Source organism: Halalkalibacterium halodurans, from assembly GCF_005671335.1.
GTDB classification, from domain to species: Bacteria; Bacillota; Bacilli; order Bacillales; family Bacillaceae_D; genus Halalkalibacterium; species Halalkalibacterium halodurans.
The window spans coordinates 2,937,174-2,963,606 of record NZ_CP040441.1; the positions used below are offsets into that span (position 1 = coordinate 2,937,174).

The window sequence follows — 26,433 nt, forward strand, 5'->3', positions numbered from 1 at the left end:
ACTTAGTAAGAAAGGAGTGATTACGATGGACCGTCAGACAATTGCCCAAAAGTTTCAAGAACGTATTCTCGGTCTCTTATTTTACCCTTATCACTCACGAATACTTCAAACATTTACCCAAAAATGGCGGGACCGAATCGACCGTGACAGAAGCAATGCACTCGAACCGAGCACCATCCCTTTTGTCCAACGAGAAGAAAAAATTCTCCCTACCTCGTATGGTGGAACTCGCGTGCTCATCTACCGCCCTGATAAAACATTAAATAGCTCAATACCAGTATATGTAAACATGCACGGTGGCGGTTTCGTCATGGGAAATGCGGAGATGGATGACGTTTGGTGTAGGGTCATAGCTGATCGTGCCAATTGTGTAGTGGTCAATATTGATTACAGGCTCGCACCACAGCATAAATTTCCAACTGCTGTTTATGAATGTTATGAGGTGGTCAAATGGCTTGTCGACCATCCTGAGCAATTCTCCATCACCCCTCAGAAAGTAGCCATTGGCGGTCATAGTGCTGGAGGTAACTTAGCTACGGCTGTCTGTCTGTTAAATTTAGAACGAGGAAATGAACTTCCAATCATCTACCAAATAATCGACTATGCACCGCTTGACTTACATACAGACCCAGCTCTGAAGCCATCATTCAAGGAAGCGATCCCAGTAAAGATGGCAAGGCTATTTAATGCTTCTTATGTAGAGACTGAAGAAGATGCCCGCAACCCATTAGCGTCTCCTCTTTTTGCTGAGTCGCTTCAAGGATTGCCAGATGCGCTAGTGATTACTGCTGAGCGTGATTCGCTTGCGGCCGAGGGGGAGCAATATGCGGAAAGATTAAAACAAGCTGGTGTGAAGGTGACATACAAGGACTATAAAGGAATGCCCCATGGGTTTACTCATGCCGGTGACCTAGCGGTAGCAGAACACGCTTGGCATCTCATGTGCGACAAGTTAAAGGAAGCGTTTTCAGAGTCTTGCGGGCCTATGTAAACATGCTCTACTTCCTTTGCTTACAGAAAAAGCTGCTGAGTTCAACTCAGCAGCTATTCTTCGTTTTTTTTCTGAACTTCCCGCAAGTCATTCAACCTGGATGGATCTTCTTGAAAATACTGGACAAGATCACCGATCCGATCAATGGCATCCCAGCTAAGATGATGCTCGATTCCTTCCACATCTTCGTATATATGGTCACTGTCGACACCAATCATTTTTAGAAAGTCTTCCAACAAATCATGGCGATACACGAGTCGTTTGCCAATTTTCTTTCCTTTTGCCGTTAAAATTAGGCCTCGATAGCGTTCATAAACTAAATAATCGCTTTTATCCAGCTTCTGAACCATTTTTGTAACAGATGAAGGGTGCACCTCCAATGCCTCGGCAATATCGGATACACGAGCATACCCTTTTTCTTCAATTAGTAAATAAATTCGTTCCAAATAATCTTCCATGCTTGGCGTTGGCATGTGGTCCCCTCCAATTTCAAACAACAGCTACACTCTGTCTTCTAAAATCCTTTGCTTTGCTACACTCGAGAAATTATTGCAACAATATAATTTTACTATAGATAACCAAATAGAACAATCATCTTACGTAAAGTATTCGATGGTCGCTTGGGGGAACATTTGATGGATATAGCCTTCTATCGCCTCTTTTAATGCCTCAGCTTCCTCGTCCTTATATACATATTTGCCAATGCCATAGCGACCCCATTTGTATTTTCGTTCTTCTTCTTCCATTTGTAACTTCGTTTTCGGATATCGCTTCATAATGACGCGCTTTGCCGGCTTCGTGAAGCGATGTTGGATCAATTCAAATGTTAAATCGTTACGGCAGCTTCTTGGCAGCGTTGCCTCTAATCGTTCAAACAGCTCTCGGTACCCCCTCTGCCAACCGTCATGTAAAATAATCGGAGCAACGATAAAACCAAGAGGATAGCCAGCCTCTGCCACCTTTTTCGCCGCTTCCAGCCGTTCTGAAAGACTGGATGTCCCTGGCTCGAAATGACGCACAACATAATCTGCATTCACGCTAAAACGGAACCTCGTTTTCCCATTATGGTTGGCATCAAGTAAATGATTGACATGATGATACTTCGTGACAAAGCGCAAACGACCATATTCTGTTTGTCCTATGTGCTCAATCGTCTTTTTTAACGAGTGGGTTAGGTGGTCAATGCCGACGATATCTGAAGTACAAGCCGCTTCAAACCGAGTAATCTCAGGCTCCCGCTCGTGGATGTATTGATCCGCTGCTGCAAAGATCTCCTCTAAATTCACGTATGTGCGGATATACGGCTTACTACCTAACGTTGTCTGCAAATAACAGTAATGGCAATGCCCCATACACCCTGTAGCCAGAGGGATCGCATACTCAGCAGACGGCTTCGACGTATCGAACGTCAGGGTTTTTCTTACCCCGATCACAAGGGTTGATTTTGCATTCCGGTATTGTTGTAGTTCATTTTTTCCGGGGATGTTTCGCACTTGGTTGTGGGAAGTCGTTTCCCTAAGCTCGACATCCATGTGTTTAAATTTTTCCACGAGGGTTCGTCCGAGCTCATACTCAAGTGCCCTTGGCTCATAATAGACGAGCTGTGGTAGAAATGGCTCCATCTTCATTCGTGCACATCCTTTTTTACTTAGTGTGCACGTCACACCCCTTTTTCACATATCCACATAATGTTAGAACCGTTAGCCAGCAAAAAAGAGTGTAGCTTTGAAATAAAATATCCCACAAACCCGTATGAAGAACTGCGATTGTCCATTTTTACTGCAAGATACATCCGTGTTTTTCGCTCTGAAACCATTGTATCAAGCTCCCAGTGACCAAATGTTGTTCTTTTCTTTACTTCTTTTGAACTCTGATCAATCGAAGTACCAATGTTAAAACGTCCTCTAGTGGGAGTAGCTCATGATAAACCTCCGTGTAAGGGTTGTGTGGTAACTTCATTTTACGCGAAGGATCATGGGCTTTTTGTGTTTATTTTTAGGTGTCGCACTTAATATTACAATTCGTCATATAAAAACACCCCAAAAGATAGATTTTCTACTATAACTTTTGGGGTGCAGCACCCAGAAGAGCTGATTACTATTATAAATTACACTTTTGCAACGTTAATTTACTTACGAACCGTGGTTACTTTCCTAGTTATCGAATGTAACACATTGACATTAATCTTAGAATTTGAAACCTTCACTTTATAAAAATCTTTCTTGCGGTTTAATCAAGGTATGTGTTATTTGATTTTTCAGCGTCATATTGATTATAACCGTATAGATCAATAAATTGAGCAATGATATCCTTTTCACTATCTGCTATTAATAAATTAAAACCAGAGATATTATCTTCAATCTTTGCTAGTTCAGCTTCTGTCAGCTCTATTTCTTCAATAAATGTAACTTGATACTTTGTATTATAATCTGACGGTTTTTCAGCAATGAGCACATCACTATGTGATTGGTTCAGTATATCTATTATGCTTTCAGGATATTCAAGAATAAAATGAATATCTTGATTACCATCTGTTAATATATCATATATCTCCGAGTCAAATTCATAATTCATATTAAATAAAAGTTGATTCTTATCTTTTAAATACGTCATTTCAAAATGTGTAATAGAAAATTTGGGTGGAAATAACTTGTCCTCTAATGATACTATTTTTTGTTCCTTTGATTCGCTCATCGGTTCTTCTGCTTCCGCTGATACATTGTTTGTACTTGAGGTTTGGCCTAACTTCTTATTTTCGATATCTGTTTGGCATGCTGTTAAAACAAATAGGAATAAAATAGTTACCGAGATATACTTAAACATTAAAAACTCCTTTTTTTAAAGAGACATCTTGAATATTCAACCACGGTTTATAATCTGAGCCACTTCCAGATCCACGACCTTCTTTAATCCATTTGTCGATTTTAGAGGTTCTTGTTCTTTTAGACATAAAAAAACACCCCTTTAGACAATATTATCCAAAGAGGTATTTCTTCGCAACTTTATTTCAAAGCAAAAAAGAGCGGAGACCCGCTCTTTCTATAAACCGCATTTTAATTGCGCACCGCAATTTGTACACGTATTACATCCGCCGAGGTCTTCTACTGTCCCTTCTCTGCAGACAGGACACGTATCTCCAACTTCAGAGCCGATCGTGACATCGGTTGTTCGCACATCTTGAATCGTGTCGACAAGAACGATTTTTTTCTCGCTTTGCTCGGTTTCTGCTAGTACATCCTCATCCAGCGTATTCTCTTCCGCTTTTAACGAAAGTACTTGAGCGTCACGGCTTCCATCTACATAGACCGTTCCACCTTTAGCTCCGCCGCGGTAAAGTCGTTCATATACCGCTTGAACCTGCTCAACCGTATAGCCTCTCGGCGCATTCACTGTTTTCGAGAGGGAACTATCTACCCAGCGTTGGATGATACATTGGACATCCGCATGGGCTTCTGGCGCAAGTTCCATCGTTGAAATGAACCATTCAGGCAAGTGATTTTCATCGGCTTCAGGATGGGCCCGCAAATATTCTTGGACGATCTCAGCCTTAACTTCAATAAATTTGCCAAGTCGACCACTACGGAAATAAGAAAAGGAAAAATAAGGTTCAAGCCCTGTCGATACTCCGACCATTGTTCCTGTAGATCCTGTCGGCGCAACCGTCAATAAATGGGAGTTACGAATACCATATTCCAATACACCTTGGCGAATATCCTCAGGCATTTTTTTCATATAGCCGGTCTCAATGAAACGTTGACGTAATTGTTTGGTTTCCTCGTCCGTTTGGCCGACTAAAAATGGAAAACTTCCTTTTTCCTTCGCTAGCTCGATGCTTGTCCGATAGGCTGTAGTAGCAATTGTTTCGAAAATTTGATCGACAAGCTTGTTGCCTTCCTCTGAGCCATACACGGTTTCTGTATAAATCAACAAATCATGAAGCCCCATTACACCTAGACCGACACGGCGCTCCCCTTTCGCTTGTTTCGTGTTTTCTTCGAGGAAATAAGGGGTTGCATCGATGACATTATCCTGCATGCGAACGCCTACTTCCACGGTCTGCTTTAGCTTTTTAAAATCAACTGTTTTCTCTTGTTTATTCGCCATTTCTGCTAGGTTAATCGCCGCTAAGTTACATACAGAGTAAGGCGCAAGCGGCTGCTCTCCGCACGGATTAGTCGCCACAACTTTTTGTCCGTATGCTTTCGCATTGGTCATATCATTAGCATTGTCAATGAAGAAAATGCCTGGTTCTGCACTATAGGTTGCACAAATATTAATTAAGTTCCAAAGCTCCTTCGCGCGAATCATCCGATACGTTTTCACCGGAAATCCCCGCTCTTCCCATTCACGAACATCGCCAACGTTGCTCCACTCACGGTTGTAAATATCCATTTCCTCTTCCGTGTAGTTTTCTACATCTGGAAAGCGCAAAGCATACCAGTCGTCGTTATCTACAGCTTCCATAAATTCTTTTGTTAAGCAAACGGAAATGTTAGCCCCCGTTAAAAAGTCTGGGTTGTTTACCGTATACGTTCCACCGATGCGAAGCTTTTCTTCCGCCTCCTTGATGACTTTCGCGTCAAAGCCTCCCATGCCTGGAATTGACTTATAGTTTACGATTCCTTGGTACATCGCTTCTTCCAATTGGCTAAGCGGTGTAAACTTAAGCTTGTCCTTCACGAGCTTACGAATTTGATCATCGTCCGTATTCTCGAGTAAATAACGAAGGATCCGAGGATTTTGCATTTTTGAAATAATAAATTCAAGGACATCCGGGTGCCAATCGGCAAGCATGATCATTTGGGCTCCCCGTCTTGAGCCCCCTTGCTCGACAAGATGGGTAAGCTTAGCAATATCATCTAACCATGATACTGAGCCAGATGATTTCCCGTTCACTCCACGTGCAAGTGTATTTCTCGGGCGAAGGGTAGAACCGTTCGTCCCGACACCGCCACCGCGGCTCATGATCTCCATCACCTGTTTACGATGTTCTGAAATACCTTCACGAGAGTCTTTTACAAACGGCATTACGTAGCAGTTAAAGTAGGTCACATCGGTCTTTGCACCAGCACCGTATAGTACGCGGCCAGCAGGAACAAAATTCATATTAACAAGCTCTTCATAAAACCTTTCAAACGATTGCTGACGTTTTTCTTCTGTCGTTTCTACCGCAGCCAGACCGGTTGCATTCCGCTTCGCGATTTGCTCATAAAAAATCTCAAGCGGCTTTTCGATAACATCAAGAGAACGTGTGATAATGCCTGTGCTCGCTTCCTCCGGATCATCTAATACACCATGAAATTCTTCGTCCACAAGGACTTTGGCACGATTCTCATCCCAATTCAGTTCCAAAATGAAGCCATATCCTCTTGCAGGAAACTTTGGATCATCCTTTACTGTAAGGACGACAAAATCGCCCTCTCTCAATGTTTTCTTCTCTGTATCTTTGAACGTATACCGATCAAGCATCACCAGGCGGGAAACCCCTTTACGAGTCATATGCATATCACTCGTAATCGGGTGTACTTGTTCAAAATGGGCAATATCTTCGTTTAGTCGTTCAATATTTAGTGTCATTCTCTCTGTCATCGTCGTCATGACGTTCTCCTCCTTAAAGATTGTGAATATGTATAAAAAAGCGAATCATTACGCTAAATTACATGTTTTGTCCAATCGAAACGAAGCGTCGATTGTGCTTGCCTTAGCTTACCATACTAACCAAGTGAAATTCAATATATAGTATCCGATTATTAAAAAATAATACTATATATTGATTATTGGTCAAATGACAATGATTTTGTCAAATATAAAATGGCGCATTTGCGGAAGAAAAAGCGAGGAAATTCGTCATTCGTTATTACTCATTCGCTTTTTTGAACAATTTTCTCTATTGCTTTTTTCCTAGCCACCATGCTTACGGACAAATGTGTAGTTTTCATTTTTTGCTTTTTTTATTTGACAATTTCCCGATTCAATGTTGCAATCAAATGGAAATGATTTGACGGAGGGATTTCAATGGATTATTGCCTTTACCAAGACCAGCTTGTTCCACGTGAGCAACTAAAAATTGATCCAGAGGATAGAGGCTATCATTTTGGTGACGGTATTTACGAAGTGGTCCACGTATACCACGGGAAAGCTTTTGCCTTATCTGATCATTTAACTCGCTTTAAAGAAAGTGCCGAAAAACTTGATCTACCTATGCTCTATTCCACAGACAAACTAGGGGAGCTTGTTCAGCAACTTATTGAAAAAAACAAGCTGGAGCATGGAATGGTCTACTTTCAGATGACCCGGGGGATCAGTCCGCGAAACCATTTGTACACGCGTAATGAAACACCCGTCCTTACCGGTTTTTCAAAACCATTACCTGATGAAAAGAGGGAATCCGTTCGTCTTTATTTGACCGATGATATTCGCTGGCTTCGTTGCGACATTAAAACCATTAACTTATTAGGAAATGTCTTGGCCAAGCGTGAAGCAACCGATCATCAATGCGACGAAGCGCTCCTCCACCGTGACGGAACAGTGACTGAAGGCTCGTCATCGAATGTGTTCCTTATTAAAAATGAAACACTCTACACACATCCAGCAACAAATCTCATCTTGAACGGGATTACACGACAAATCACCATCCGGCTAGCCAAAGCAAAAGGGTATACCGTCGTGGAAGAGCCGTTCCCTAAAGAAGTGATAAAGGATGCTGATGAAGCGTTCATTACGAGCACGATCCATGAAATCACACCAGTAACCGAAGTCATCGGTGATGAAACGGCACATTTTCCTGTTGGACCTGTCACGAAAATGTTGCAACAGGCATTTGCAGAAGAAATTGCCAAACACTCTCAAACAGCGATGAAGCAGTGACCCCATAAGGTCACTGCTTCTTTATTATTTTCGAAAGTTCCACTCATCTGTTTCATAGCGCTCTTTCGCAATTTGTTTCACTTCAGCCTCTTCTGCGTCAGTTAGTGTATACGGCTCAAGCTTAATCGACAGCCCTTTTTCAAAACCATCTTTAAATGCTTTTTTCACTTCTTCCATGGATAAAGGCACATCTCGTAGCTCATTAATCGGAACCGCTTTGTTTTTAAAGTTCCTCTGCATCCGTTCTCGCACACGTTCACTCGGATAGTTAAATAAATCAAACAGCTTATCCTCATCTATATCCAACACGATTGACCCGTGCTGTAGAATAACACCCTTTTGCCGTGTCTGTGCACTGCCGGCCACCTTTCGTCCTTCCACGACGAGCTCATACCAAGACGGTGCATCAAAACAAACAGCCGAGCGAGGGTTTTTAAGGGCATTTTTTTCTTCCTCTGTCTTTGGAACGGCAAAATACGCGTCTAATCCTAGATCACGGAATCCTTCTAAAATTCCTTGGGAGATAATGCGATAAGCCTCTGTAACTGAAGCCGGCATGTCTGGATGCTCCTCTGTCACGATCACGCTATAGGTTAATTCCTTGTCGTGGAGCACTCCTCGACCTCCAGTTGGTCTTCTCACAAACCCTAACTGATGTTTTTCTACCATCTCCATGTTAATTTCTTTCTGCACTTTTTGAAAATAGCCAATCGATAAAGTTGGTGGATTCCACCCGTAAAACCGAATCGTTGGAGGAATAAGACCTTCACTATGCCAATTCAATAGCGCTTCGTCAAGCGCCATGTTATATGCGGGATCACGATCTCCTGAGTCGATAAAACGCCATGTTTCCATTATCATCGCTTCTTTCTATGTAATCTCGACCGTAATAAGTTTAACAAACTTGCCACACTCCCGCCAAGAAACTTGTTTTCCGCTATGGAATGATTGCGATTTTTGTGAAACATGATTATAATCAATGGTGGAATGTAACCGAAGGACAAGGGGTGTCAGTGGATTGATGGTTTATGTTTGGCTAGTACTTTTAGCACTTCTCGTATACGTATTATTCAAGCGGCTTTATACGCCAAAGTATTTAAAGACATTAACGCAAGAAGAATTTATTCAAGGGTATCGAAAAGCTCAACTAATTGATGTGAGAGAACCACGGGAATACGATTCAGGCCACATTTTAGGTGCCCGAAATATTCCACTATCCCAACTAAAACAACGATTAAAGGAAGTTCGGACAGATCAACCTGTATATTTATATTGCCAAAGTGGGGCGCGTAGCCGTCAAGCAGCAGCCATTTTAAAGAAGAAGCACGGTGTGGAAGATGTAAACCACTTAAAAGGTGGCTTCCGTAAATGGACAGGAAAAATCAAAAAAAAGTAATGACAAAAACGGTTGAGGTCATCTCAACCGTCTTGCAAAATTGGCCATTTAGCAGCAGATATAAATCTGAAATGCTCCCATTGCAAAAAAGACGAGGTAGATCATCCTCGTCTTTTCCCATTTATTGTGTTATCTTTTCATAGCGTAAAATTGGTTTTCGTGCAGCAGTCGTCTCATCAAGGCGGCCGATGACCGTATGATGTGGGGCTTCTTGCACGACTTCTGGCGTCTCCTCTGCTTCTTTGGCAATTTGGATCATCGCCTCAATAAATTCATCGAGGGTTTCTTTTGATTCTGTTTCCGTCGGCTCTATCATCAAACATTCTTCCACATTTAACGGGAAGTAAATCGTTGGTGGATGATAGCCAAAATCAAGCAGACGTTTTGCAATATCCAGCGTTCGAACACCAAGCTTCTTTTGTTGTCTTCCCGATAAGACAAATTCATGCTTGCAGTGCTGATCGTACGGCAGATCGAAATAAGGTGCAAGTCTTCTCATCATATAGTTTGCGTTCAATACAGCATACTCTGAGACAGTCCGAAGTCCCTCTGGTCCCATCGTTCGAATGTACGTGTAGGCGCGAACGTTGATGCCAAAGTTGCCGTAGTACGGCTTCACACGGCCAATCGAGTGCGGTCGATCATAGTCCAATCGGTAGGAGTCTCCATCCTTAACCACAACTGGCTTCGGTAAATATGGAATGAGCTCCTTTTTCACGCCAACTGGGCCAGAGCCTGGTCCACCCCCACCATGAGGACCTGTAAACGTTTTGTGCAAATTTAAATGGACAACATCAAAGCCCATATCCCCAGGGCGAGCAATTCCTAAAATCGCATTTGAATTGGCTCCATCGTAGTAAAGCTTTCCTCCCGCTTCATGAATAATCGCAGCCATCTCCACGATATGAGCTTCAAATAGTCCAAGTGTGTTAGGGTTTGTTAACATCAAAGCAGCTGTATCTTCACCAACCACTTCTCGCAAATGATCAAGATCGACTAATCCATCCTCGTCGGTACGAACCGTTACCGATTCAAAGCCTGCCACCGTTGCCGATGCAGGGTTTGTTCCATGGGCTGAATCAGGGACAATGACCTTTGTACGATTTGTATCTCCATTCGCTTCATGATACGCGCGAATTAACATTAAACCCGTCCATTCCCCTTGGGCACCCGCTGCCGGTTGAAGGGTGACTTCATCCATTCCTGTAATTTCAGCTAAAGCCGTTTGCAGTTCATACATTAACCGCAACGCGCCTTGAACTTGTGCTTCAGGCTGGTAAGGATGGATGTTAGCAAATCCAGGATAACGAGCCACATCCTCGTTGATCTTCGGGTTGTATTTCATCGTACAAGAGCCAAGTGGATAAAATCCCGAATCGACTCCATGATTTCGCTTCGAGAGGGCTGTGTAATGACGCATTAATTGCAGTTCTGATACTTCAGGTAGCTCTGGTGCTTCTTCGCGTAAAAATTCAGCAGGGATGAGAGTTTCCACAGGTTGTTCTTGGACATCAAGTTCTGGTAAGCTGTGTCCGACTCGTCCCGGCTTGCTCAACTCAAAAATAAGCGCTTGGTCTTTATTCATCATGCGAACATCCCCACTTCTTTTGCAAATTGATCTATCTCCTCTTTTGTCCTTACCTCTGTCACAGCGACGAGCATATGTCCCTCAAGCTCTGGATACACTTTCCCCAGGTCGTACCCTGCAATGAATCCTTTGGCAAGCAACGCTTCCTCCACTTCATGAAGCGGACTGCTTAACTTAATGATAAATTCATTAAAGCAAGGTCCTTCTGCAACGATTTCTACACCATTGGCCTTAAGCTGGGATTTAGCGTATGCCGCTTTTTGTACGTTTTGTAAGGCCATTTCCTTGACGCCACGTTTACCGATTGTGGCCATAGCAACCGCAGCGGCTAGGGCATTAAGGGCTTGGTTCGAACAAATATTAGATGTCGCTTTTTCACGCCGAATATGCTGCTCTCTCGCTTGTAGAGTAAGCACGAAGCCTCGCTGTCCCTGATCATCGGTCGTTTGCCCAACGAGCCGTCCAGGTACTTTTCTCATCAACTTTTTCGTAGTGGCAAAATATCCGCAGTGAGGGCCGCCATATTGTGTTGGAATTCCAAACGGTTGAGCATCTCCAACGACCACATCAGCTCCGAAGGCCCCTGGTGGCTTCAATAACCCAAGAGCAAGAGGATTACTTGAAACGACAAACGTCGCCTTCCCTTGATGACTAACTGATTCAATTTCCGCTAATGGTTCAAGTCGGCCGAAAAAGTTCGGGTGTTGCACGATCACACAAGCGGTTTCCTCATCATACAACGCTTTTAAATGCTCTACATCCGTTACACCATCGTTCGTGTCGATCTCAACTACTTCTAGACGTTGTCCATAAGCATTCGTCTTTAATACATCGCGCGCCTCTGGATGGACAGCTTTGGAAACAAGAATTTTTTTCTTTTTCGTATGTCCACAGCTCATCATTGCTGCTTCTGCCAATGCTGTCGGTCCGTCATACATGGATGAGTTAGCCACTTCCATTCCGGTTAATTCACAAATCATCGTTTGAAATTCAAAGATGGCTTGTAACTCCCCTTGGGAAATTTCCGGCTGGTATGGAGTATATGCCGTATAAAATTCAGAGCGTGAGATGACATGGTCGACAATTGATGGGATGTAATGGTCATACACTCCGGCACCTAAAAAAGAGGCTTTATCTTTTAAGTGTACATTTTCATTTGCTAACTGCTGAAAATAACGAATGAGCTCTGGCTCTTTTAACGCGTTCGGAATGTTCAGCTTCCCTTTGAAGCGAATATCTTGCGGGATATCGGAAAACAGTTCCTCAATTGAGTCGACACCGATTGCCTGTAGCATTTCCTGTCGATCGTCCGTTGTCATTGGTAAGTAACGATGATTCATCGATGTTCCTCCTTAGTTTCCTCTTTTATAAAATGGGGTGGCGACAACCTTTGCTTTTAACTGTCTCTTGCGTACGTGAACGATGACTTCAGTACCTAGCTCACTATGCTCAGCTTGCAGCAAGGCCAGCCCCACATTTTTTTTCAACGTTGGTGATTGTGTGCCTGTTGTCACAAAGCCAATCTTCTGATTATCCACATAAACCTCATAGCCCGTACGCGGGATTCCTTTATCAACCATTTCAAGTCCAACGAGTTTCCGGGGAGCCCCTTGCTCCTTTTGTTTTTTTAGGATCTCTTTTCCGATAAAATCTTCTTTATCGACTTTAACTGCAAAACCAATACCCGCTTCAATTGGCGAAATATCTTTCGTCAACTCCTGGCCGTATAAAGGTAGTTTGGCTTCAAAACGAAGGGTATCTCTCGCTCCCAGGCCACAAGGAACGACCCCATGTTCTTTCCCTGCTTCAATTAGTTTTTTCCATAGGACAGGCGCATCTTCAGCTAAGCAATAAAGTTCAAAACCATCCTCACCTGTATAGCCAGTTCGCGAAAGAAGAACATTCACACCTGCAATGTTGACGCCATCGACAAATCGAAAAAATTTAATGTCTGCTAGAGGTTCTTCGGTGAGTGTTTGCAATACATTCTCAGCAACCGGCCCTTGTAGAGCAAGCTGTGCCGTTTGATTTGATACGTTGGTAATCGAAACGCCGTCGATTGCATGCTTCTCCATCCATGCTATGTCTTTGTCAATGTTGGCCGCGTTTATAACAAGAAGGTACTGATCTTCGCTCCGCCGATAAATGAGCAAGTCATCGACAGTTCCTCCATTTTCATAACACATCGCTGTATATTGTGCCTGACCGTCTTTGATTTTTGACACATCGTTTGTTACTAAGCGCTGCAAGTAGTTAAGAGCCTGGGCACCTGTCACCTCTACTTCACCCATATGAGATACGTCAAACAGTCCTGCTTTTGTTCGAACTGCTTCATGCTCTTCTTTGATGCTTGAAAACTGAACTGGTAAAGCCCAGCCGCCAAAGTCAATGACCTTACCGCCATACTGTTCGTAAAGATCAAATAATGGTGTTTTCTTTAATTCTGTCATACCCTTCCCTCCTAAAGTTGATCGTCTTAATCGTTTACATCACCTTTCAGCATTCTCTCCGCTGTCAGAATGAAAAAAGAACGTTAAACATTCAGACAACTTATTAAAATCTCGTTTTTACGCGAGCCGGTGAACCAAAAGAAAAACGCTCCCCTTCCAATCTAAAAATTAGTCAATTTTTTACATATAACCAAAAAAGGACAGAGCTTTACACAGTAAGTTGTGTAAAGCTCTGTCCGGTTACCAGAAAGTTTCTTTCCCCTTATCGTAAAAAGGAAATGTCTTCGTAGGTGGTCTAGTGTTAGACGCTCTCCAGAGCTGCGTCGAGCAAGAGTCTTTTTGCCTGAGAGATTCACACCTAATTGTGTTTGCTCCTTCGGCGCTGCATCCTTGCAGTCTCTCCCCTTGCTTTCATCCGCTTTTTATCAATCTGTTTCATGAAAACAGAAAAGTTGTCCATACTATATACATAGTAATGTGTTTCATGTATTACATACGTTTATCCTACCAAGTAGATTTCGCTTGCGCAACTCTTTTTGTGGAAAGGATGAAAGCCAATGGATATCCAAATCCAATATTCAACGGACTGGAAGGAGGAATTTCTGAAACGTCTCGAAGATGGTGGCCCTTGGTCTAATTGGGAAATGGGCAAGCTTGCCTATGAGGCAGCCAACTATCAAGTGATCCCAGAATTTCATGGTCTTCAAGCACCAAAGCACCTTCCTCAGCTTCAACCATTTCCACATCAAATTGAGGTCGCACAGACGGTCATTGAGCAAATGAATGGGAAAGCAATCTTAGCGGATGAAGTCGGTCTCGGAAAAACGATTGAGGCAGGTCTCATTTTGAAAGAATATATGATTCGCGGCTTAGCAAAAAAGGTGCTAATTCTCGTTCCAGCCTCTCTTGTCTCCCAATGGGCGTATGAACTGTCTAGCAAGTTCTACATCCCAGCTATTCCGCAAAAAAAAGCCTATGTCTGGGAGCAATATGATGTGGTCGTTGCCTCGATTGATACAGCTAAAAGGCAGCCTCATCGAGACATCGTGTTAAATCAGCACTATGATCTCGTGATCATCGATGAGGCACACAAGCTTAAAAATCCAAAAACGAAAAATTACGCCTTTATCAAATCATTGAAGCGAAAATATTGCTTGCTATTAACCGCCACTCCTGTACAAAACAAATTAGAGGAAATTTTCAACCTTGTCTCCTTGCTAAAACCAGGACATTTGGGAGATTTGGAAAGCTTTGAAAAGGAGTATCGCGCCAACAAGCGTGCACCGAAAAACGAAGACAAACTAAAAGAGCTTGTCAATAAAGTGATGGTTCGAAATCGCCGAGAAGAAACAGGAATCGAATGGACAAAGCGGATTGTTCAGACGGTACCAATTACGTTTAGTGAAGGAGAGCGGGCCTTTTATCACGCGATTACTAAGCTCAAACAGCAGCCAGACGTCATGACGAATTCCTTTTCTCTGTTAACGTTACAACGAGAGATTTGCAGTAGTCGAGAAGCAGCATTCATGACCTTGAAAAATATGATTACAAAATTAGAGCAAGAAGGCCGAACAAGCCCGATCCTTGAGTCGCTGATCGAACAAGTAGGAACGATTGAAGGACATGCAAAAGCAGAGAAAGCACTTGAGCTCATTCAACAAATTAATGACAAAGTCATTATTTTTACAGAATACAGGGCAACTCAGCTCTACCTCCAATGGTATTTAAAGCAGCACGGTATTTCTTCTGTACCGTTTCGCGGTGGATTTAAACGAGGGAAAAAAGACTGGATGCGCCAACTCTTTGAAAACCGCGCGCAAGTGTTAATTGCAACAGAGGCCGGAGGAGAAGGGATTAATTTGCAGTTTTGCCATCACATCATTAACTATGATTTACCATGGAATCCGATGAGAATTGAGCAACGGATTGGCCGGATTCATCGTCTCGGTCAGACAGAGGATGTCCGTATTTACAATTTTGCTGTAAAGGATACGATTGAAGAACAAATCTTAACGCTACTCTATGAAAAGATTCAGTTGTTTGAGCGTGTCGTTGGGGAATTAGACGACATTTTAACCAAAATGAACGTGGGTTCGATCGAGGAGCATATTCGTGACATCTTTGTCCATTCTGATTCAGAAGGTGAGATGAAAATAAAGCTAGACCATTTATCAGCGATCATGAATGACGTCGCCAATGAAAAGGAGGAGGATCATGCAACAGGAGCAACTGCATCAGTTTCTGACGCGTTACTTTGAAGCAAATGACAGTCCACTTATCGACTCAAGTCCCTACCATCTCACCGCTCAATTGTCGATTGATATGGATAAGCGGTTAATGAATCGGCCTTTCTACTGGCACTATCTAGAGAAAACGGGAGGAATCCCACAACCGATGCAAATGACCCTCGTCACCGATCCGGAAAAAGCGCCAAACGACCTGAAAGGGGAGGCGATTCATTTTGGCGCTCCCCGATTGCATCAAATCTTTCAATCAACAAGGGAATTAGGAGGGTTTCTACACCTATATGAGAACGTTCCAACAACGGGGCAACGTTCTGTTCCTCTCCACCCATGGCTTTGTATAAATGCAAAGATTTCGTATCAATGTGATCGAAAAAAAGACGTTTTTCTTTCCCTTGGCTTAAATTTAATCCATGGTCAGATCGTTCAATCTTTTTTTCCAAAGCTAGAGTCCACATCCTTTTCCTATAAAACGCCGGATTATTGTTTTACCTTGTCTCCTCTTATTACACCACAAAGCGGGTTTATCCGCTTGGAAAAAATGATCGAAACCTATGCACGGAATGAGGGAAGTGAATGGGCTGAGCAAGCCAATAGACGTTGGCAAGAGGACTTACACCTTCTTGAGCAGTTTTATGAACATGTGGACGAAAAACCAGAAAGCTATGAAGTAGAAAAAGCCTCTCTTCGTGGACTGTATGAACCACGAATTGTCATTGATGTCGTAAATGGCGGCCTCTTTTATCTACATCAACAAGTGTTTACACCATAGGAAAGAGGCTGGGACAAAACCCGGTAAATAAAAAATAGAGAGGCACTCATCCCAATAAGTTTGGGTGGGTGTCTCTCTTTCCTTTTTATGCTCTGCTAAACTTTGTTGTTGATTTTCGCTACAGGATGCTCGCTTGCCTCGGGCATTGCCTCAGCTTCCTCGGGAAAACCGCCCTGCGGGATCTTCGCCGAATGCTTTTCCCGAAGGCGTCTCGCTCCTTTCGCTACAATCAACTAATTTGTTGAAACCTAAAGGACACCTTCTGGTAAAATTAAAGTAACCACACAATAACTTACCGGGGGTGTCCTTATGTTTAAATATTATAACATGGATCAAGTGATTTTGCCGTTAGATTTAGAAGTAAAGCTTCAGGAAAAGGATATTGCCTACACTGTAAATGACCTCGTGGAACAGATTCCTGATGAAGCCTTCGCCAGTTTTTTGCGTGAAACGGGCAGCCCTGCTTACCATCCACGAATGATGATGAAAGTGATTTTATGTGCTTACACACAATCTGTTTTCTCCGGAAGAAAAATGGAAGCATTACTCAAGGATAGTATTCGTATGATGTGGCTGGCTCAAGGATACGAACCGAGTTACCGTACCATCAATCGCTTTCGTGTCCACGAAGACGTAAAAGAACTACTACGTCAGTGCTTCGTCCAATTTCGTTGCCAGCTTGTGCAGGAAAAATTGATAGAGGAAGAAGCTATCTTTATTGACGGGACGAAGATCGAAGCGAACGCCAATAAATTTACGTTTGTTTGGCGCAAAGCGACGGAAAAATACAGTGCAGCTTTGGTGGAGAAATCCAATCAAATGTATGATGAATTGCTGGAAAAGGAAATTATTCCGGTAATAGAACGGGAAGATCAGGAAGAACTATCTCCTAAAGAACTCCACGAGGTCGTGCAAAAGCTTGACGAGAAAGTGGAGGAATTTGATAAAAAAATTAAAGAAAGTGCAGAAGTAGAGGAACGTAAACAACTACGTTCGGAACGCAAAAGATCGAAACAGTACCTCAAACAGTTCAAAGATTTTTTGGCCCGCAAACAAAAATACCAAAACGACATGTCCATATTCGGAGAGCGTAACAGTTATTCCAAGACGGATCCGGATGCCACTTTTATGCGAATGAAAGATGATTACATGAAGAACGGCCAGCTAAAAGCAGGATATAATGTGCAAATTGCGACAGAAGGGCAATATACGCTTGCATTTGATGTCTTCGCAAATCCAACAGATACACGCACGCTTATTCCTTTTCTGGATAAGATTGAGGAACACTTCTTTAAGCTGCCCCAGTACATTGTCGCTGATGCAGGGTATGGTAGTGAACAGAATTATGAAGATGTAATGAATCGGGAGTGCACTCCACTTATCACGTATAATATGTACCGTAAGGAGAAGAAAAAAAGATATAAAAATAACGACTTTCACTCTGCCAATTGGGAATATGACGAGGAAACAGATTCTTTTACATGTCCAAACGGGCAAAAGTTGACGTTCCGTTACCTATCGAATCGGAAAGATAAAAGTGGTTTTACACGAGCATTTAAAGTCTACGAGTGTGAGGATTGTTCAGGTTGCCCATTCCGTTCCCAATGCACCAAGGCTAAAGAAGGCCATAATCGAAAAATACACTACAATGAAAAATGGGAACAGCAAAAGGAATCCATCAGACAAAAGCTTTCAGAAGAGAAAACGGGCGAAATCTACGGTAAACGTAAGATTGATGTGGAACCAGTCTTCGGATTTTTGAAGGCTAATTTGGGTTTCACTCGTATGTCAGTGAGAGGAAAAGAGAAGGTAAAAAATGAATTAGGTTTTGCATTCATGGCGGTGAACTTGAGAAAGTACACCGCCATGAGCAGTTAATAGGACAACAGATGACCAAAAATACAACTAAAAAGGGTCCAAACATCTTATTTTGATGATCGGACCCTTTCTACAATTACTTCTTAGTTAGATTTGTCCCAGCCTCTTTCTGACCATTACATTGGAATCCCTTGAGTTCCTCCGCTTGAAATGTAGGTGACGATGGTTGCGATCGAAAACCAACCAAATACCGCCATTGAGATTGCGGCAAACCCAACAGCAAAAAGGTTTTTCCGACGCAATTCACGAACAACGGCTAGCCCACAAAGAATGGCTACGAGCAACATTGTAACCGCTACAAACATGGTGTCTCCCCCTTTTCGTATGTAAAAATGACCGATGGAAACAATAAGTTCATCATTATTATAAACATCTTTCGATCCATTAACAGCTTGAAATTATGACAGAGCTGTAAACAATCCCAAGCTGCACTTATAGCTTTCGCATACATTGTCCATTTTAAACGTTTTCTTCTCATTTGTCGAGTTCCTCTAGCCCTCTCTCTTTTGAAAAAAGAGGGGAAACCAAGGTACAATACAGACATACGTAAATCTTTTGGAGGCGATACGATGAGTTGGTTTCAGCTACCGTTAGGTCCACTACAAACCAATTGCTACATTCATACAAACGATCAAGGAGAAGGAATTATTTTTGATCCGGGCGGTGAAGGTGAAAAATTAATCACTTGGTTACGGGAAAGACAAATTACCCCGCTCGCCATTTTATTAACCCATGCCCATTTTGATCACATCGGAGCAGTGGAGGACGTGCGTAATACATTTCATATCCCAGTTTACATACATGAAAATGAAAAAGAGTGGCTCATAGATCCTCAACGAAATGGCTCTAGTCTGTTTATTCCTGGTTCATCAATTAAAGCTCGAGAAGCAGAACACCTCATAACCGGAGAACAAGATTTATCGATTGGTTCATTTTCCTATCAAGTGTTGGAAACACCTGGACATTCCCCAGGGAGCCTTTCGTATTATGCAAAAGAAGATAAAATCGTGTTTTCTGGTGACGCCCTCTTTGCAGGCAGCATCGGACGAACCGATTTACCTGGCGGGGATCATCAACTCTTATTAGACAGCATCCATGACAAGCTTCTTGAGTTACCTGAAGATACGACCGTCGCTTCAGGCCACGGTCCAACGACAACGATCGGCCACGAGATGGACGGCAATCCATTTTTATCAGGCTTTTAAATATGTAGATCCTATCGTTACGAGTTCCCTGATGCAAAAAGAAAGAGGTTATTCCATTGCTTCGGAATAACCTCACACTCTTTTAATGACCCCCGAAGCTCGGTACGAGCAAGAAAGTCGAATAGTACGTAAACCCGATAAAGAAAACCGTTAAGTATGCACCAAAGATGTACATGTATACCCGTTCCGATAAGTTAAGGTAACTTAACGCAATAAAGGCACCTGTTTTGGCAAAGAATAGCAGAGCCACATTATACATGTCACCAACGTAAAATAAGACAGCCATTATTCCTGTCCAAAATGCCATGACACGATACATTCGCTCCATGTCGTCTCCCTCCTTCACATCAAAAGCTGTCGATTCCATTCCCTACGCATAGTTAAGCATTTACACAATAGAGTACAGGTCTATTATATCGGAAACAAGGATCAAATGTAAATGCCACTTTCCTTGTCAAAACTGTGTCCTCTCCTTAAGGCTATTTTGAACGCTGAAGTTTGGCACGAATCTTTGAGTTTTTCCAAGCAATCGACATGGCCACAGGGATGCTTCCAAAAGCATGATGAGACAATGGTGGCCTGTATTCCTTTTTTTCCAACTGCTTTGCCTTACGCTCCTCTTTTGATTCATGCATCCTCATCACGAGCTGCTGGGTAATAAACTTTACTAAATCCTGAAAAGACATAAGTAAGCTCCTTTCTCTCAGCAAAGCCGTCTCTCACAATCATTATTCCCGCATTCAAAAAATTTAACCTTTGTTATGGATTCACTTCCCGATAGTCCCGGAGAGTTCCTTTAGCTAAATCGATTGACACAACGACTGACTTACGCTGACCTGATCCAAGCTCTGCTGTTATTTGTATGGTTGCTGTTGTATCCGTTGACGAACGGACCTGATACGCAACAACATCTTGACCAAATCGTAGCACTGCATTTTCCAAGCCACCGTTCTCCTCTGTTAAAAGTGTTTTCATTCCGACTTGAATGAGCGAATCTAATTGCATGACGTATTCCTGTTGCTGAACGATCCTTTTTTCCATTAACAAAGATTCACACCAATAGAGAGAAGCTGCAGCCAAAAGCATCAAGAGGCATAACATGAGCGGTAAGGCAAACCCGTTTTGATTATGAAGTTTTTTCACTTTTTAACACCTGCTAACTGCTCAAACGTTGGTAATGGTCGTTCCCCTACCCGTCCCGTCTGATCATAAATAGCACAGCGCCATATTTCAGCGGTTGACTCACAATAAAAATCAACAACGTGGTACAGTACAATGATTTGTCCTTGGCGATTAACCTGACGACGAATCCGCTCGTCCGTTATCAGTTCAAAACTAATGATATCACCTGACGGCTGGTACAAAAGGAGACGACGAGATGGTGAATCAAATTCGATCCGAACGGACTGACGTGCTTCTGCCGCTAGTTGGTTAAAAAAAACGATTGTCTCGTTCGTTGAGATGGTGGAGGATGAAGGAAGGGAAAGGAGGGGTAAAAACAGAGGAATGACTGTTAATAGTATCATGATCAAGGCTAACGTGAGTAACACTTCGATCAACGTGAATCCCTTACAATTTTGCAAGCCGACACGTCTCATACGCTTGCCCTTTCCGATTTACCCAATGGATGCATAATTGAACAGCCCCAAGCTCACTTTCCTTGAGATTAAACTGGTACACTGTTTCTCCAACGATCGTTTCTGTACGCAGTTCATGGATAGATAAATATTCATGGTAGGCATCCTCCAACAAAAATTGAGCAACCTTTACCCGTTTAACATCTGCTGACTCGTTCATAAACCAAACAAAAGCAGGGAATAAAGCAGCCGTCATAATCGATAAACAAACAAGGGCAACCAACACTTCTATAAGTGTATACCCTTTACAATCGTTCATATTTCACCTTTCCTTTACCAATCATAATCGTGTATCGATATTGACGATCCCCTGCGTATAAAGAGATAGAACCTGCAAAACGGGGATGGCCATTTGGAAGAAATTCAATCGGGCGATTTCCCCCTAATGTTCCTTCTTCAAAATACATCCCTTCCATTGGAAATGCTCGACTTAGATAGGAACGACTCGAGTCACTAACCAATGTGTATCGTTCATTGTGATGATCGATCTCAACCTTGATTCTCATTCCTTCGGTCATTGCTAGGTGCTGTGCGAACAAAAGATCTTCGTTAAATAGACGGGCAGCATGCTCAGATTGCTGATGCTTTGATTGGCTAGGTAGGAAAGCAAGTGGAAGGCTGATGAGAATGGAAAAGATGAAGAGCACGATGAGGGTTTCCATGAGGGTAAAACCGTTAGATCTACTCACTAATAGCCACGACTCCATTTCGAAGTGTTAGCTTTTTCCCATTGGGGCATTCAGTATGCTCTACATATCCTTCTCGTTTTAATGCATCCAAATTGGTAGGAAGTCGATCATGGTCAATTTCATAAGCGTGAACTTGTGTTTGTAATAACTTAACGGTGGCTTCACAACCTTTATCCCCAGCCACCTCATTGTTTTTCGTCATACTTGGAAGAGCTACAAGCAGCAAAATAGATATGATCATTAAGACGATCATCATTTCGACAAGCGTAAAACCAGCTTGGCGGTGGAACGGTTTTTTCATGTTTCAGCTCCTTTCGTTCATTTAATTAAGACAAAGGGAATAAAGTTGACAAGCTCGAGAGGGAAAGAGAAGATAAAAGAAGGAGTCAATAAAGAAGAATACCCTCCTTTCCATGTAGGGTCATCTTCTATTTCGACAATATGATACAGCTTTCCTTTTTTATTTTCGATTATTTTTACATGGATTCGCAAAAAAGGATGATAAACATGAAACGTTTTTTTATTGGCTGCATTCGATTGTATCAAAAATTCATCTCACCTCTAACGCCACCAACATGCCGTTTTTATCCTACATGTTCCCACTATGGAATTGAAGCGATTCAACGGTTTGGCGTATTGAAAGGTGGATGGCTAACAATTAAACGCATTTCTAAATGTCACCCTTTTCATCGGGGCGGAATTGATCCAGTACCTGAAAAAAAACAAGAAAAATAGCGTCCTTGTTATTAACAAACTTGGACGCCTTCTATTTTCAAAGCGGGTGATGGGAATCGAACCCACGACATCAGCTTGGAAGGCTGAGGTTTTACCACTAAACTACACCCGCATGTTATGTTGTTTTCTGATGATTGGTTTTTCATGCCTCTTCCTCTTCTCGCCAAGCTTGCGTCGCTTGATGCGTCAAGGCAACTCGCTACTTTCTCGGCAGATGTTTTGCTCGTGGCTGAGGCTTTACCACTAAACTACACCCGCATGTTATGTTGTTTTCTGATGATTGGTTTTTCATTTCAATGGCGCGCCCGAGAGGAGTCGAACCCCTAACCTTTTGATCCGTAGTCAAACGCTCTATCCAATTGAGCTACGGGCGCCTGGAGCGGAAGACGGGATTCGAACCCGCGACCCCCACCTTGGCAAGGTGGTGTTCTACCACTGAACTACTTCCGCCTATTGGCTGGGCTAGCTGGATTCGAACCAGCGCATCACGGAGTCAAAGTCCGTTGCCTTACCGCTTGGCTATAGCCCAATATCAAAAGCAAAATGGGGCGACTGATGGGAATCGAACCCACGAGTGCCGGAGCCACAATCCGGTGCGTTAACCACTTCGCCACAGTCGCCAAGACTATAAATGGTGGAGGGGGACGGATTCGAACCGCCGAACCCTGAGGGAGCGGATTTACAGTCCGCCGCGTTTAGCCACTTCGCTACCCCTCCATCTTTGGTTGCGGGGGACGGATTTGAACCGCCGACCTTCGGGTTATGAGCCCGACGAGCTACCAGACTGCTCCACCCCGCGTCGTTATAAAGTAAATGGATGTTGTTTTTTTCTAAAGAAGCAGGACCTCTCCTCTTCTCGTTTCCTCTCAGACGCTATCATGCGTCGAGGTTACTCGTTGCTTTCTCGGCAGAAGTTTCGCTCGTTGCTCCACCCCGCGTCGTTATAAAGTAAATGGATGTTGTTGTAAAGTGGCGGAGGAGGAGGGATTCGAACCCCCGCGCGGTTTAACCCGCCTGTCGGTTTTCAAGACCGATCCCTTCAGCCAGACTTGGGTACTCCTCCAACATCATGCAATTAAATGGTGGAGCCTAGCGGGATCGAACCGCTGACCTCCTGCGTGCAAAGCAGGCGCTCTCCCAGCTGAGCTAAGGCCCCATCATGTGTATCTCGTAGCGACGGTTTATAATATACCATACATTCACTAGAAAAATCAATAGTTATTCCAAAAAAATTTTATTGGCTCATTTTCTTTGAAATTCCTTGTTGTACAGTATACATTATTTTTAAAAGAAGGAAAAGGAGGCTCGTGATGAGCATACATGAATTTTCCGCACGACTTATTAACGGAGAAGAAAAGGCTCTTTCTGATTATAAGGATCAAGTTCTACTCATCGTCAATACGGCCAGCAAGTGTGGGCTCACCCCTCAATATGAAGAGCTACAAATCTTGTATGAAACGTATAAAGATCAAGGATTCACTGTGCTTGGATTTCCTAGTAATCAATTTATGAACCAAGAACCTGGTGACCATAACGAAATTGCTGCCTTTTGTGAACGGAATTATGGGGTGAGCTTCCCTATTTTTGAAAAAGTAAAGGTAAACGGAAAGGAAGCCCACCCTCTGTTTCAATATTTAACAAGTCAGCAAGGAGGCTTGTTTACTGAAAAGATTAAGTGGAATTTCACGAAATTTCTCATTGATCGTTCCGGCAATGTGGTAAAACGGTATGCACCAAGTACTTCTCCTATAAAAATAAAAGACGACATAGAAGAGCTCCTTTAACAAATCGGTCTGAACTTATTCAGGCCGCTTCGTTTATATAGCCCCGATCATTTGGAAAACTGGAAGCATCATCGCTAAAAACAGAACAAGAATGACCGCTCCAATCATACTAAAAACGATTGGTTGGATTGCGACAAGCCATTTTTTCACTCTCCGCTCAAACTCTTCTAGTTGATAGTCGCTAAAATATAAAAGATCCTTTGCTAAATTTCCTGTTTTTTCCCCGTTCTCCACAACAAATGGGAGTTCTTTTAAATAATGAGGACGGCGCCGTAAGCACTCATAAAGTCGTTCACCATTCTCCAGTTCTAACATCATTTCCTCGCCCTCACTTCGAAAGAACAAAAAGAAATCTTGTTCTTTACAGATTGAAAGCGCCTCCATGATGGAAAGTCCTCCTTTTAATAAACCACCTAGCGTTAAACAAAATAGACATGTGATCACTTCCTTCGTCCATTGTGACAAACCTGGTATTCGTAAAAGCACTGTTACTTTTTTCGTTGGGGGAAAACGGTGAAACGTAACAAAATAGGTCAATACAAGTAAAATCGCCACAACGAAAAAGGCAGTAAACAACCATGGAAGCTTTTCACTACAAGCGATTACAAGCTTCGTAATAACTGGCAATTCGATTTGTAGGGAACGGTATAACGTTTCATGGTGGGGAAGGACAAAATACATAAGGATAAACATCAGCAGCAGCGTTACGATGATTAATAAAAGTGGATAGCGCATCGCGCCTTCCCACTTTCGCTTCATCTCCTCCCTTTTCTTAAATAGCTCTCCAGATTTCCGAAACCCTTGGGCCAAATCCCCATTCCGTTCACTGACATACAATAGCAGCTGCACGTCTTGCGGAAGCTGCAAATGGTCAAGAGCTTTGTGCAACGGGTATCCTGATCGTAAATCCATTAGCATTGCGTTCATTTTCTTTTGTGCAGAGGAGGGAGCGTGAATTGCGAGAAATTGAACAGCTTCATAAAGGTGGTATCCTTGTTCAAGCAATTGACCAACGTGCATTAAGTAGCGCGCCTTCTTTTCCTTTGACCACTCTGCACCTTTAAAGGGCACGATTCTTTGCCTCCTTTTCTTCTATATAGCCTAGTGCAATGGCAAACCTACGTTCTTTTCCTAATCCGTCAAAAGAAGAATCGTTTGCTGTTAATGCTTCTTGTAATGCCTTTCCTTCGAGAATGTCAAAAATAGCGGCACGCTTTCGATTGTTGAGCCATGTGCAATAAGGGGAACAATCGCTCGAGAGACAAAGGGGACATTTTCGTGAGATCAGCTCTTGAGCAATGATCGCTACCACTACCTCTCGAAGGTCATGAAGCGCAACCCCCATCTCACATAACCTGGTGATTGTTCCCCTGGCATTGGCACTATGGATCGTTGCCAATACGAGGTGACCGGTTAGAGCGGCACGAACAGCATAAACGGCCGTTGTCTGATCGCGAATTTCCCCAATCATAATCACATCGGGATCATGGCGCAAGGCCGCTTTCAGACCGACTTCATAGGTTAACTGAGCCTTTTCATTCATTTCAAACTGTGTAAACGCGGGATTTAATTGTTCAATCGGATCTTCTATCGTGACAATGTGGAGGTTTTGCATGTGGAGTGCCTTCTGGAGCATGGCGTAGAGTGTTGTTGTCTTCCCTGAGCCTGTCGCTCCTGTTAGGAGAATGAGCCCTTGCGTTCGTGTCATCAAGGAAATGAGCTGTTGAGCTTGTCTTTTTATCAACGGAATTGACTCAAGGGCAAAAGGGGTTTGCTGAGGATGAAGTCGAATGGCCACCGCTTCGAAAAGGGGAGTGGGTAAAGTGGAAACGCGCAGAGAAACTGGAATCTTTTGTTCTAGTATAAGATCCATCGCCCCGCTTTGAGGCTTTCGCCGTTCGCCAATATCTAAACCTGCTGAAAATTTAAAGTGGCTGACGAGTCTTTCTGCCGTTTGAAGGGGAATCCTTTGAAACGGGGCGAGCCGACCGTTTAAACGAAACTGGATGATCCCGTCTTCTCGTGTTCCTGACAAATGAATGTCACTTGCCCCTTGACGTAATGCTTGAAGTAGGAGCTTTCGACTCTGGTTGTGAATGGTCGTCAAAGGTTCACCTCCTTCCATCTACATCTAAAGTTTTACATTCGACAAAAATTAGGACAATCCTTCATTTTTTTGAATAAAGCTGAACCAATTA

The 26,433-nt window shown here is 42.9% G+C and carries 27 protein-coding genes, 9 tRNA genes, 2 pseudogenes and 1 riboswitch; of the genes and pseudogenes, 9 read left to right on the forward strand and 29 right to left on the reverse strand.

Going from position 1 to position 26,433, the window contains the following annotated elements; genetic code table 11:
• Positions 1-25 precede the first annotated feature (25 nt).
• Positions 26-991, forward strand: a complete 966-nt coding sequence (locus tag FED51_RS14230) for an alpha/beta hydrolase (RefSeq protein WP_053430713.1) — start codon at positions 26-28, stop codon at positions 989-991.
• A 53-nt stretch (positions 992-1,044) separates the two neighbouring features.
• Here the strand turns inward: FED51_RS14230 and mntR are convergent, their stop codons facing one another.
• The 6 genes and pseudogenes from mntR to FED51_RS14260 all read right to left on the reverse strand — a co-directional run bounded on the left by mntR (position 1,045) and on the right by FED51_RS14260 (position 6,589).
• Positions 1,045-1,464: a transcriptional regulator MntR gene (gene mntR / locus FED51_RS14235; RefSeq protein WP_010898955.1), complete on the reverse strand. Its 420-nt coding sequence runs from the start codon at positions 1,462-1,464 to the stop codon at positions 1,045-1,047.
• Between the two features lie 123 nt (positions 1,465-1,587).
• Complete coding sequence (gene splB / locus FED51_RS14240; RefSeq protein WP_041821700.1) at positions 1,588-2,613, reverse strand: spore photoproduct lyase; 1,026 nt, start codon at positions 2,611-2,613, stop codon at positions 1,588-1,590.
• Positions 2,614-2,744: 131 nt separating this feature from the next.
• Positions 2,745-2,900, reverse strand: a pseudogene (locus tag FED51_RS14245) (IS30 family transposase); the annotation flags it as partial.
• Positions 2,901-3,220: 320 nt separating this feature from the next.
• Complete coding sequence (locus FED51_RS14250) at positions 3,221-3,814, reverse strand: hypothetical protein (protein ID WP_138090635.1); 594 nt, start codon at positions 3,812-3,814, stop codon at positions 3,221-3,223.
• 19 nt (positions 3,815-3,833) lie between these two features.
• Positions 3,834-3,941 (reverse strand): annotated as a pseudogene (locus FED51_RS21585) (TnsA endonuclease N-terminal domain-containing protein); the annotation flags it as partial.
• Positions 3,942-4,030: 89 nt separating this feature from the next.
• A complete protein-coding gene (locus FED51_RS14260) occupies positions 4,031-6,589 on the reverse strand; it encodes a vitamin B12-dependent ribonucleotide reductase (protein WP_053430710.1) in 2,559 nt (852 codons plus the stop codon).
• A 417-nt stretch (positions 6,590-7,006) separates the two neighbouring features.
• Between FED51_RS14260 and dat the strand changes: the two genes are divergently transcribed.
• Entirely contained in the window at positions 7,007-7,858 is an 852-nt protein-coding gene (gene dat / locus FED51_RS14265) for a D-amino-acid transaminase (RefSeq protein WP_010898959.1), read from the forward strand.
• A gap of 24 nt (positions 7,859-7,882) precedes the next feature.
• On the opposite strand, the gene FED51_RS14270 is transcribed toward dat, so the two are convergent.
• Positions 7,883-8,719 carry a lipoate--protein ligase family protein gene (locus FED51_RS14270; RefSeq protein ID WP_041820722.1) on the reverse strand — a complete coding sequence of 279 codons (837 nt, stop codon included), beginning with the start codon at positions 8,717-8,719 and terminating at the stop codon, positions 7,883-7,885.
• A gap of 160 nt (positions 8,720-8,879) precedes the next feature.
• On the opposite strand from FED51_RS14270, the gene FED51_RS14275 reads away from it, so the two are divergent.
• On the forward strand, positions 8,880-9,254 hold the full coding sequence (locus FED51_RS14275; protein WP_041820725.1) for a rhodanese-like domain-containing protein: 375 nt from the start codon (positions 8,880-8,882) through the stop codon (positions 9,252-9,254).
• 121 nt (positions 9,255-9,375) lie between these two features.
• On the opposite strand, the gene gcvPB is transcribed toward FED51_RS14275, so the two are convergent.
• From gcvPB to gcvT, 3 genes are read right to left on the reverse strand one after another with little or no spacing between them, the layout of a single operon-like run.
• Positions 9,376-10,842 (reverse strand): aminomethyl-transferring glycine dehydrogenase subunit GcvPB, encoded by a 1,467-nt coding sequence (gene gcvPB, locus FED51_RS14280; RefSeq protein WP_138090637.1) that lies wholly within the window; start codon positions 10,840-10,842, stop codon positions 9,376-9,378.
• Positions 10,839-12,182 (reverse strand): aminomethyl-transferring glycine dehydrogenase subunit GcvPA, encoded by a 1,344-nt coding sequence (gene gcvPA / locus FED51_RS14285; RefSeq protein WP_134230194.1) that lies wholly within the window; start codon positions 12,180-12,182, stop codon positions 10,839-10,841. The genes gcvPB and gcvPA overlap by 4 nt, the downstream gene beginning before the upstream one ends.
• Positions 12,183-12,194: 12 nt before the next feature.
• Entirely contained in the window at positions 12,195-13,292 is a 1,098-nt protein-coding gene (gcvT, locus tag FED51_RS14290) for a glycine cleavage system aminomethyltransferase GcvT (protein ID WP_138090639.1), read from the reverse strand.
• Between the two features lie 321 nt (positions 13,293-13,613).
• Positions 13,614-13,707: riboswitch (glycine riboswitch) on the reverse strand.
• A 142-nt stretch (positions 13,708-13,849) separates the two neighbouring features.
• On the opposite strand from gcvT, the gene FED51_RS14295 reads away from it, so the two are divergent.
• The 3 genes from FED51_RS14295 (at position 13,850) to FED51_RS14305 (ending at position 18,185) form a co-directional block, all read left to right on the forward strand.
• Positions 13,850-15,550, forward strand: a complete 1,701-nt coding sequence (locus tag FED51_RS14295) for a DEAD/DEAH box helicase (protein WP_053430705.1) — start codon at positions 13,850-13,852, stop codon at positions 15,548-15,550.
• Positions 15,507-16,307: a YqhG family protein gene (locus FED51_RS14300; protein WP_053430704.1), complete on the forward strand. Its 801-nt coding sequence runs from the start codon at positions 15,507-15,509 to the stop codon at positions 16,305-16,307. Before FED51_RS14295 ends, FED51_RS14300 begins: the two co-directional genes overlap by 44 nt.
• 309 nt (positions 16,308-16,616) lie before the next feature.
• Positions 16,617-18,185: an IS1182-like element IS663 family transposase gene (locus FED51_RS14305; protein ID WP_138090235.1), complete on the forward strand. Its 1,569-nt coding sequence runs from the start codon at positions 16,617-16,619 to the stop codon at positions 18,183-18,185.
• Between the two features lie 116 nt (positions 18,186-18,301).
• Here the strand turns inward: FED51_RS14305 and FED51_RS14310 are convergent, their stop codons facing one another.
• Entirely contained in the window at positions 18,302-18,490 is a 189-nt protein-coding gene (locus FED51_RS14310) for a DUF2759 domain-containing protein (protein WP_010898967.1), read from the reverse strand.
• Between the two features lie 264 nt (positions 18,491-18,754).
• Between FED51_RS14310 and FED51_RS14315 the strand changes: the two genes are divergently transcribed.
• On the forward strand, positions 18,755-19,390 hold the full coding sequence (locus tag FED51_RS14315; protein ID WP_138090641.1) for an MBL fold metallo-hydrolase: 636 nt from the start codon (positions 18,755-18,757) through the stop codon (positions 19,388-19,390).
• 82 nt (positions 19,391-19,472) lie between these two features.
• Here the strand turns inward: FED51_RS14315 and FED51_RS14320 are convergent, their stop codons facing one another.
• The 7 genes from FED51_RS14320 to comGC all read right to left on the reverse strand — a co-directional run bounded on the left by FED51_RS14320 (position 19,473) and on the right by comGC (position 22,017).
• Positions 19,473-19,718, reverse strand: coding sequence for a DUF2626 domain-containing protein (locus tag FED51_RS14320; RefSeq protein ID WP_010898969.1), 246 nt, complete (start codon positions 19,716-19,718; stop codon positions 19,473-19,475).
• A 151-nt stretch (positions 19,719-19,869) separates the two neighbouring features.
• On the reverse strand, positions 19,870-20,076 hold the full coding sequence (locus FED51_RS14325) for a YqzE family protein (protein ID WP_053430702.1): 207 nt from the start codon (positions 20,074-20,076) through the stop codon (positions 19,870-19,872).
• A gap of 73 nt (positions 20,077-20,149) precedes the next feature.
• Positions 20,150-20,533 (reverse strand): competence type IV pilus minor pilin ComGG, encoded by a 384-nt coding sequence (gene comGG, locus FED51_RS14330; protein ID WP_010898971.1) that lies wholly within the window; start codon positions 20,531-20,533, stop codon positions 20,150-20,152.
• Complete coding sequence (locus tag FED51_RS14335; protein WP_233422119.1) at positions 20,530-20,940, reverse strand: competence type IV pilus minor pilin ComGF; 411 nt, start codon at positions 20,938-20,940, stop codon at positions 20,530-20,532. Before FED51_RS14335 ends, comGG begins: the two co-directional genes overlap by 4 nt.
• 19 nt (positions 20,941-20,959) lie before the next feature.
• A complete protein-coding gene (locus FED51_RS14340) occupies positions 20,960-21,286 on the reverse strand; it encodes a type II secretion system protein (protein ID WP_010898973.1) in 327 nt (108 codons plus the stop codon).
• Positions 21,273-21,716: a competence type IV pilus minor pilin ComGD gene (gene comGD, locus FED51_RS14345; protein ID WP_053430700.1), complete on the reverse strand. Its 444-nt coding sequence runs from the start codon at positions 21,714-21,716 to the stop codon at positions 21,273-21,275. Before comGD ends, FED51_RS14340 begins: the two co-directional genes overlap by 14 nt.
• Positions 21,709-22,017 carry a competence type IV pilus major pilin ComGC gene (gene comGC, locus FED51_RS14350; RefSeq protein ID WP_053430699.1) on the reverse strand — a complete coding sequence of 103 codons (309 nt, stop codon included), beginning with the start codon at positions 22,015-22,017 and terminating at the stop codon, positions 21,709-21,711. The genes comGD and comGC overlap by 8 nt, the downstream gene beginning before the upstream one ends.
• Positions 22,018-22,223: 206 nt before the next feature.
• Here comGC and yidD point away from each other — a divergent pair, with 206 nt between their 5' ends.
• Entirely contained in the window at positions 22,224-22,451 is a 228-nt protein-coding gene (gene yidD / locus FED51_RS14355; RefSeq protein WP_010898977.1) for a membrane protein insertion efficiency factor YidD, read from the forward strand.
• A gap of 41 nt (positions 22,452-22,492) precedes the next feature.
• On the opposite strand, the gene FED51_RS14360 is transcribed toward yidD, so the two are convergent.
• From FED51_RS14360 to FED51_RS14400, 9 genes are all read right to left on the reverse strand, one after another.
• Positions 22,493-22,563 (reverse strand) — tRNA-Gly (locus FED51_RS14360).
• A gap of 185 nt (positions 22,564-22,748) precedes the next feature.
• Positions 22,749-22,825: transfer RNA gene (locus FED51_RS14365), tRNA-Arg, on the reverse strand.
• Position 22,826: 1 nt separating this feature from the next.
• A tRNA-Gly gene (locus FED51_RS14370) sits at positions 22,827-22,901 on the reverse strand.
• Between the two features lie 4 nt (positions 22,902-22,905).
• Positions 22,906-22,980, reverse strand: a tRNA-Gln gene (locus FED51_RS14375).
• A 15-nt stretch (positions 22,981-22,995) separates the two neighbouring features.
• Positions 22,996-23,071: transfer RNA gene (locus tag FED51_RS14380), tRNA-His, on the reverse strand.
• A 12-nt stretch (positions 23,072-23,083) separates the two neighbouring features.
• Positions 23,084-23,168, reverse strand: a tRNA-Tyr gene (locus FED51_RS14385).
• Between the two features lie 5 nt (positions 23,169-23,173).
• Positions 23,174-23,250: transfer RNA gene (locus tag FED51_RS14390), tRNA-Met, on the reverse strand.
• A gap of 171 nt (positions 23,251-23,421) precedes the next feature.
• Positions 23,422-23,514, reverse strand: a tRNA-Ser gene (locus tag FED51_RS14395).
• A gap of 17 nt (positions 23,515-23,531) precedes the next feature.
• A tRNA-Ala gene (locus FED51_RS14400) sits at positions 23,532-23,607 on the reverse strand.
• A gap of 154 nt (positions 23,608-23,761) precedes the next feature.
• Here FED51_RS14400 and FED51_RS14405 point away from each other — a divergent pair.
• Positions 23,762-24,235, forward strand: a complete 474-nt coding sequence (locus tag FED51_RS14405; RefSeq protein WP_010898978.1) for a glutathione peroxidase — start codon at positions 23,762-23,764, stop codon at positions 24,233-24,235.
• 33 nt (positions 24,236-24,268) lie between these two features.
• Here the strand turns inward: FED51_RS14405 and comGB are convergent, their stop codons facing one another.
• Positions 24,269-25,306 (reverse strand): competence type IV pilus assembly protein ComGB, encoded by a 1,038-nt coding sequence (gene comGB / locus FED51_RS14410; RefSeq protein WP_053430698.1) that lies wholly within the window; start codon positions 25,304-25,306, stop codon positions 24,269-24,271.
• Positions 25,296-26,342, reverse strand: coding sequence for a competence type IV pilus ATPase ComGA (gene comGA, locus FED51_RS14415; protein WP_010898980.1), 1,047 nt, complete (start codon positions 26,340-26,342; stop codon positions 25,296-25,298). The genes comGB and comGA overlap by 11 nt, the downstream gene beginning before the upstream one ends.
• Positions 26,343-26,433: the final 91 nt, after the last annotated feature.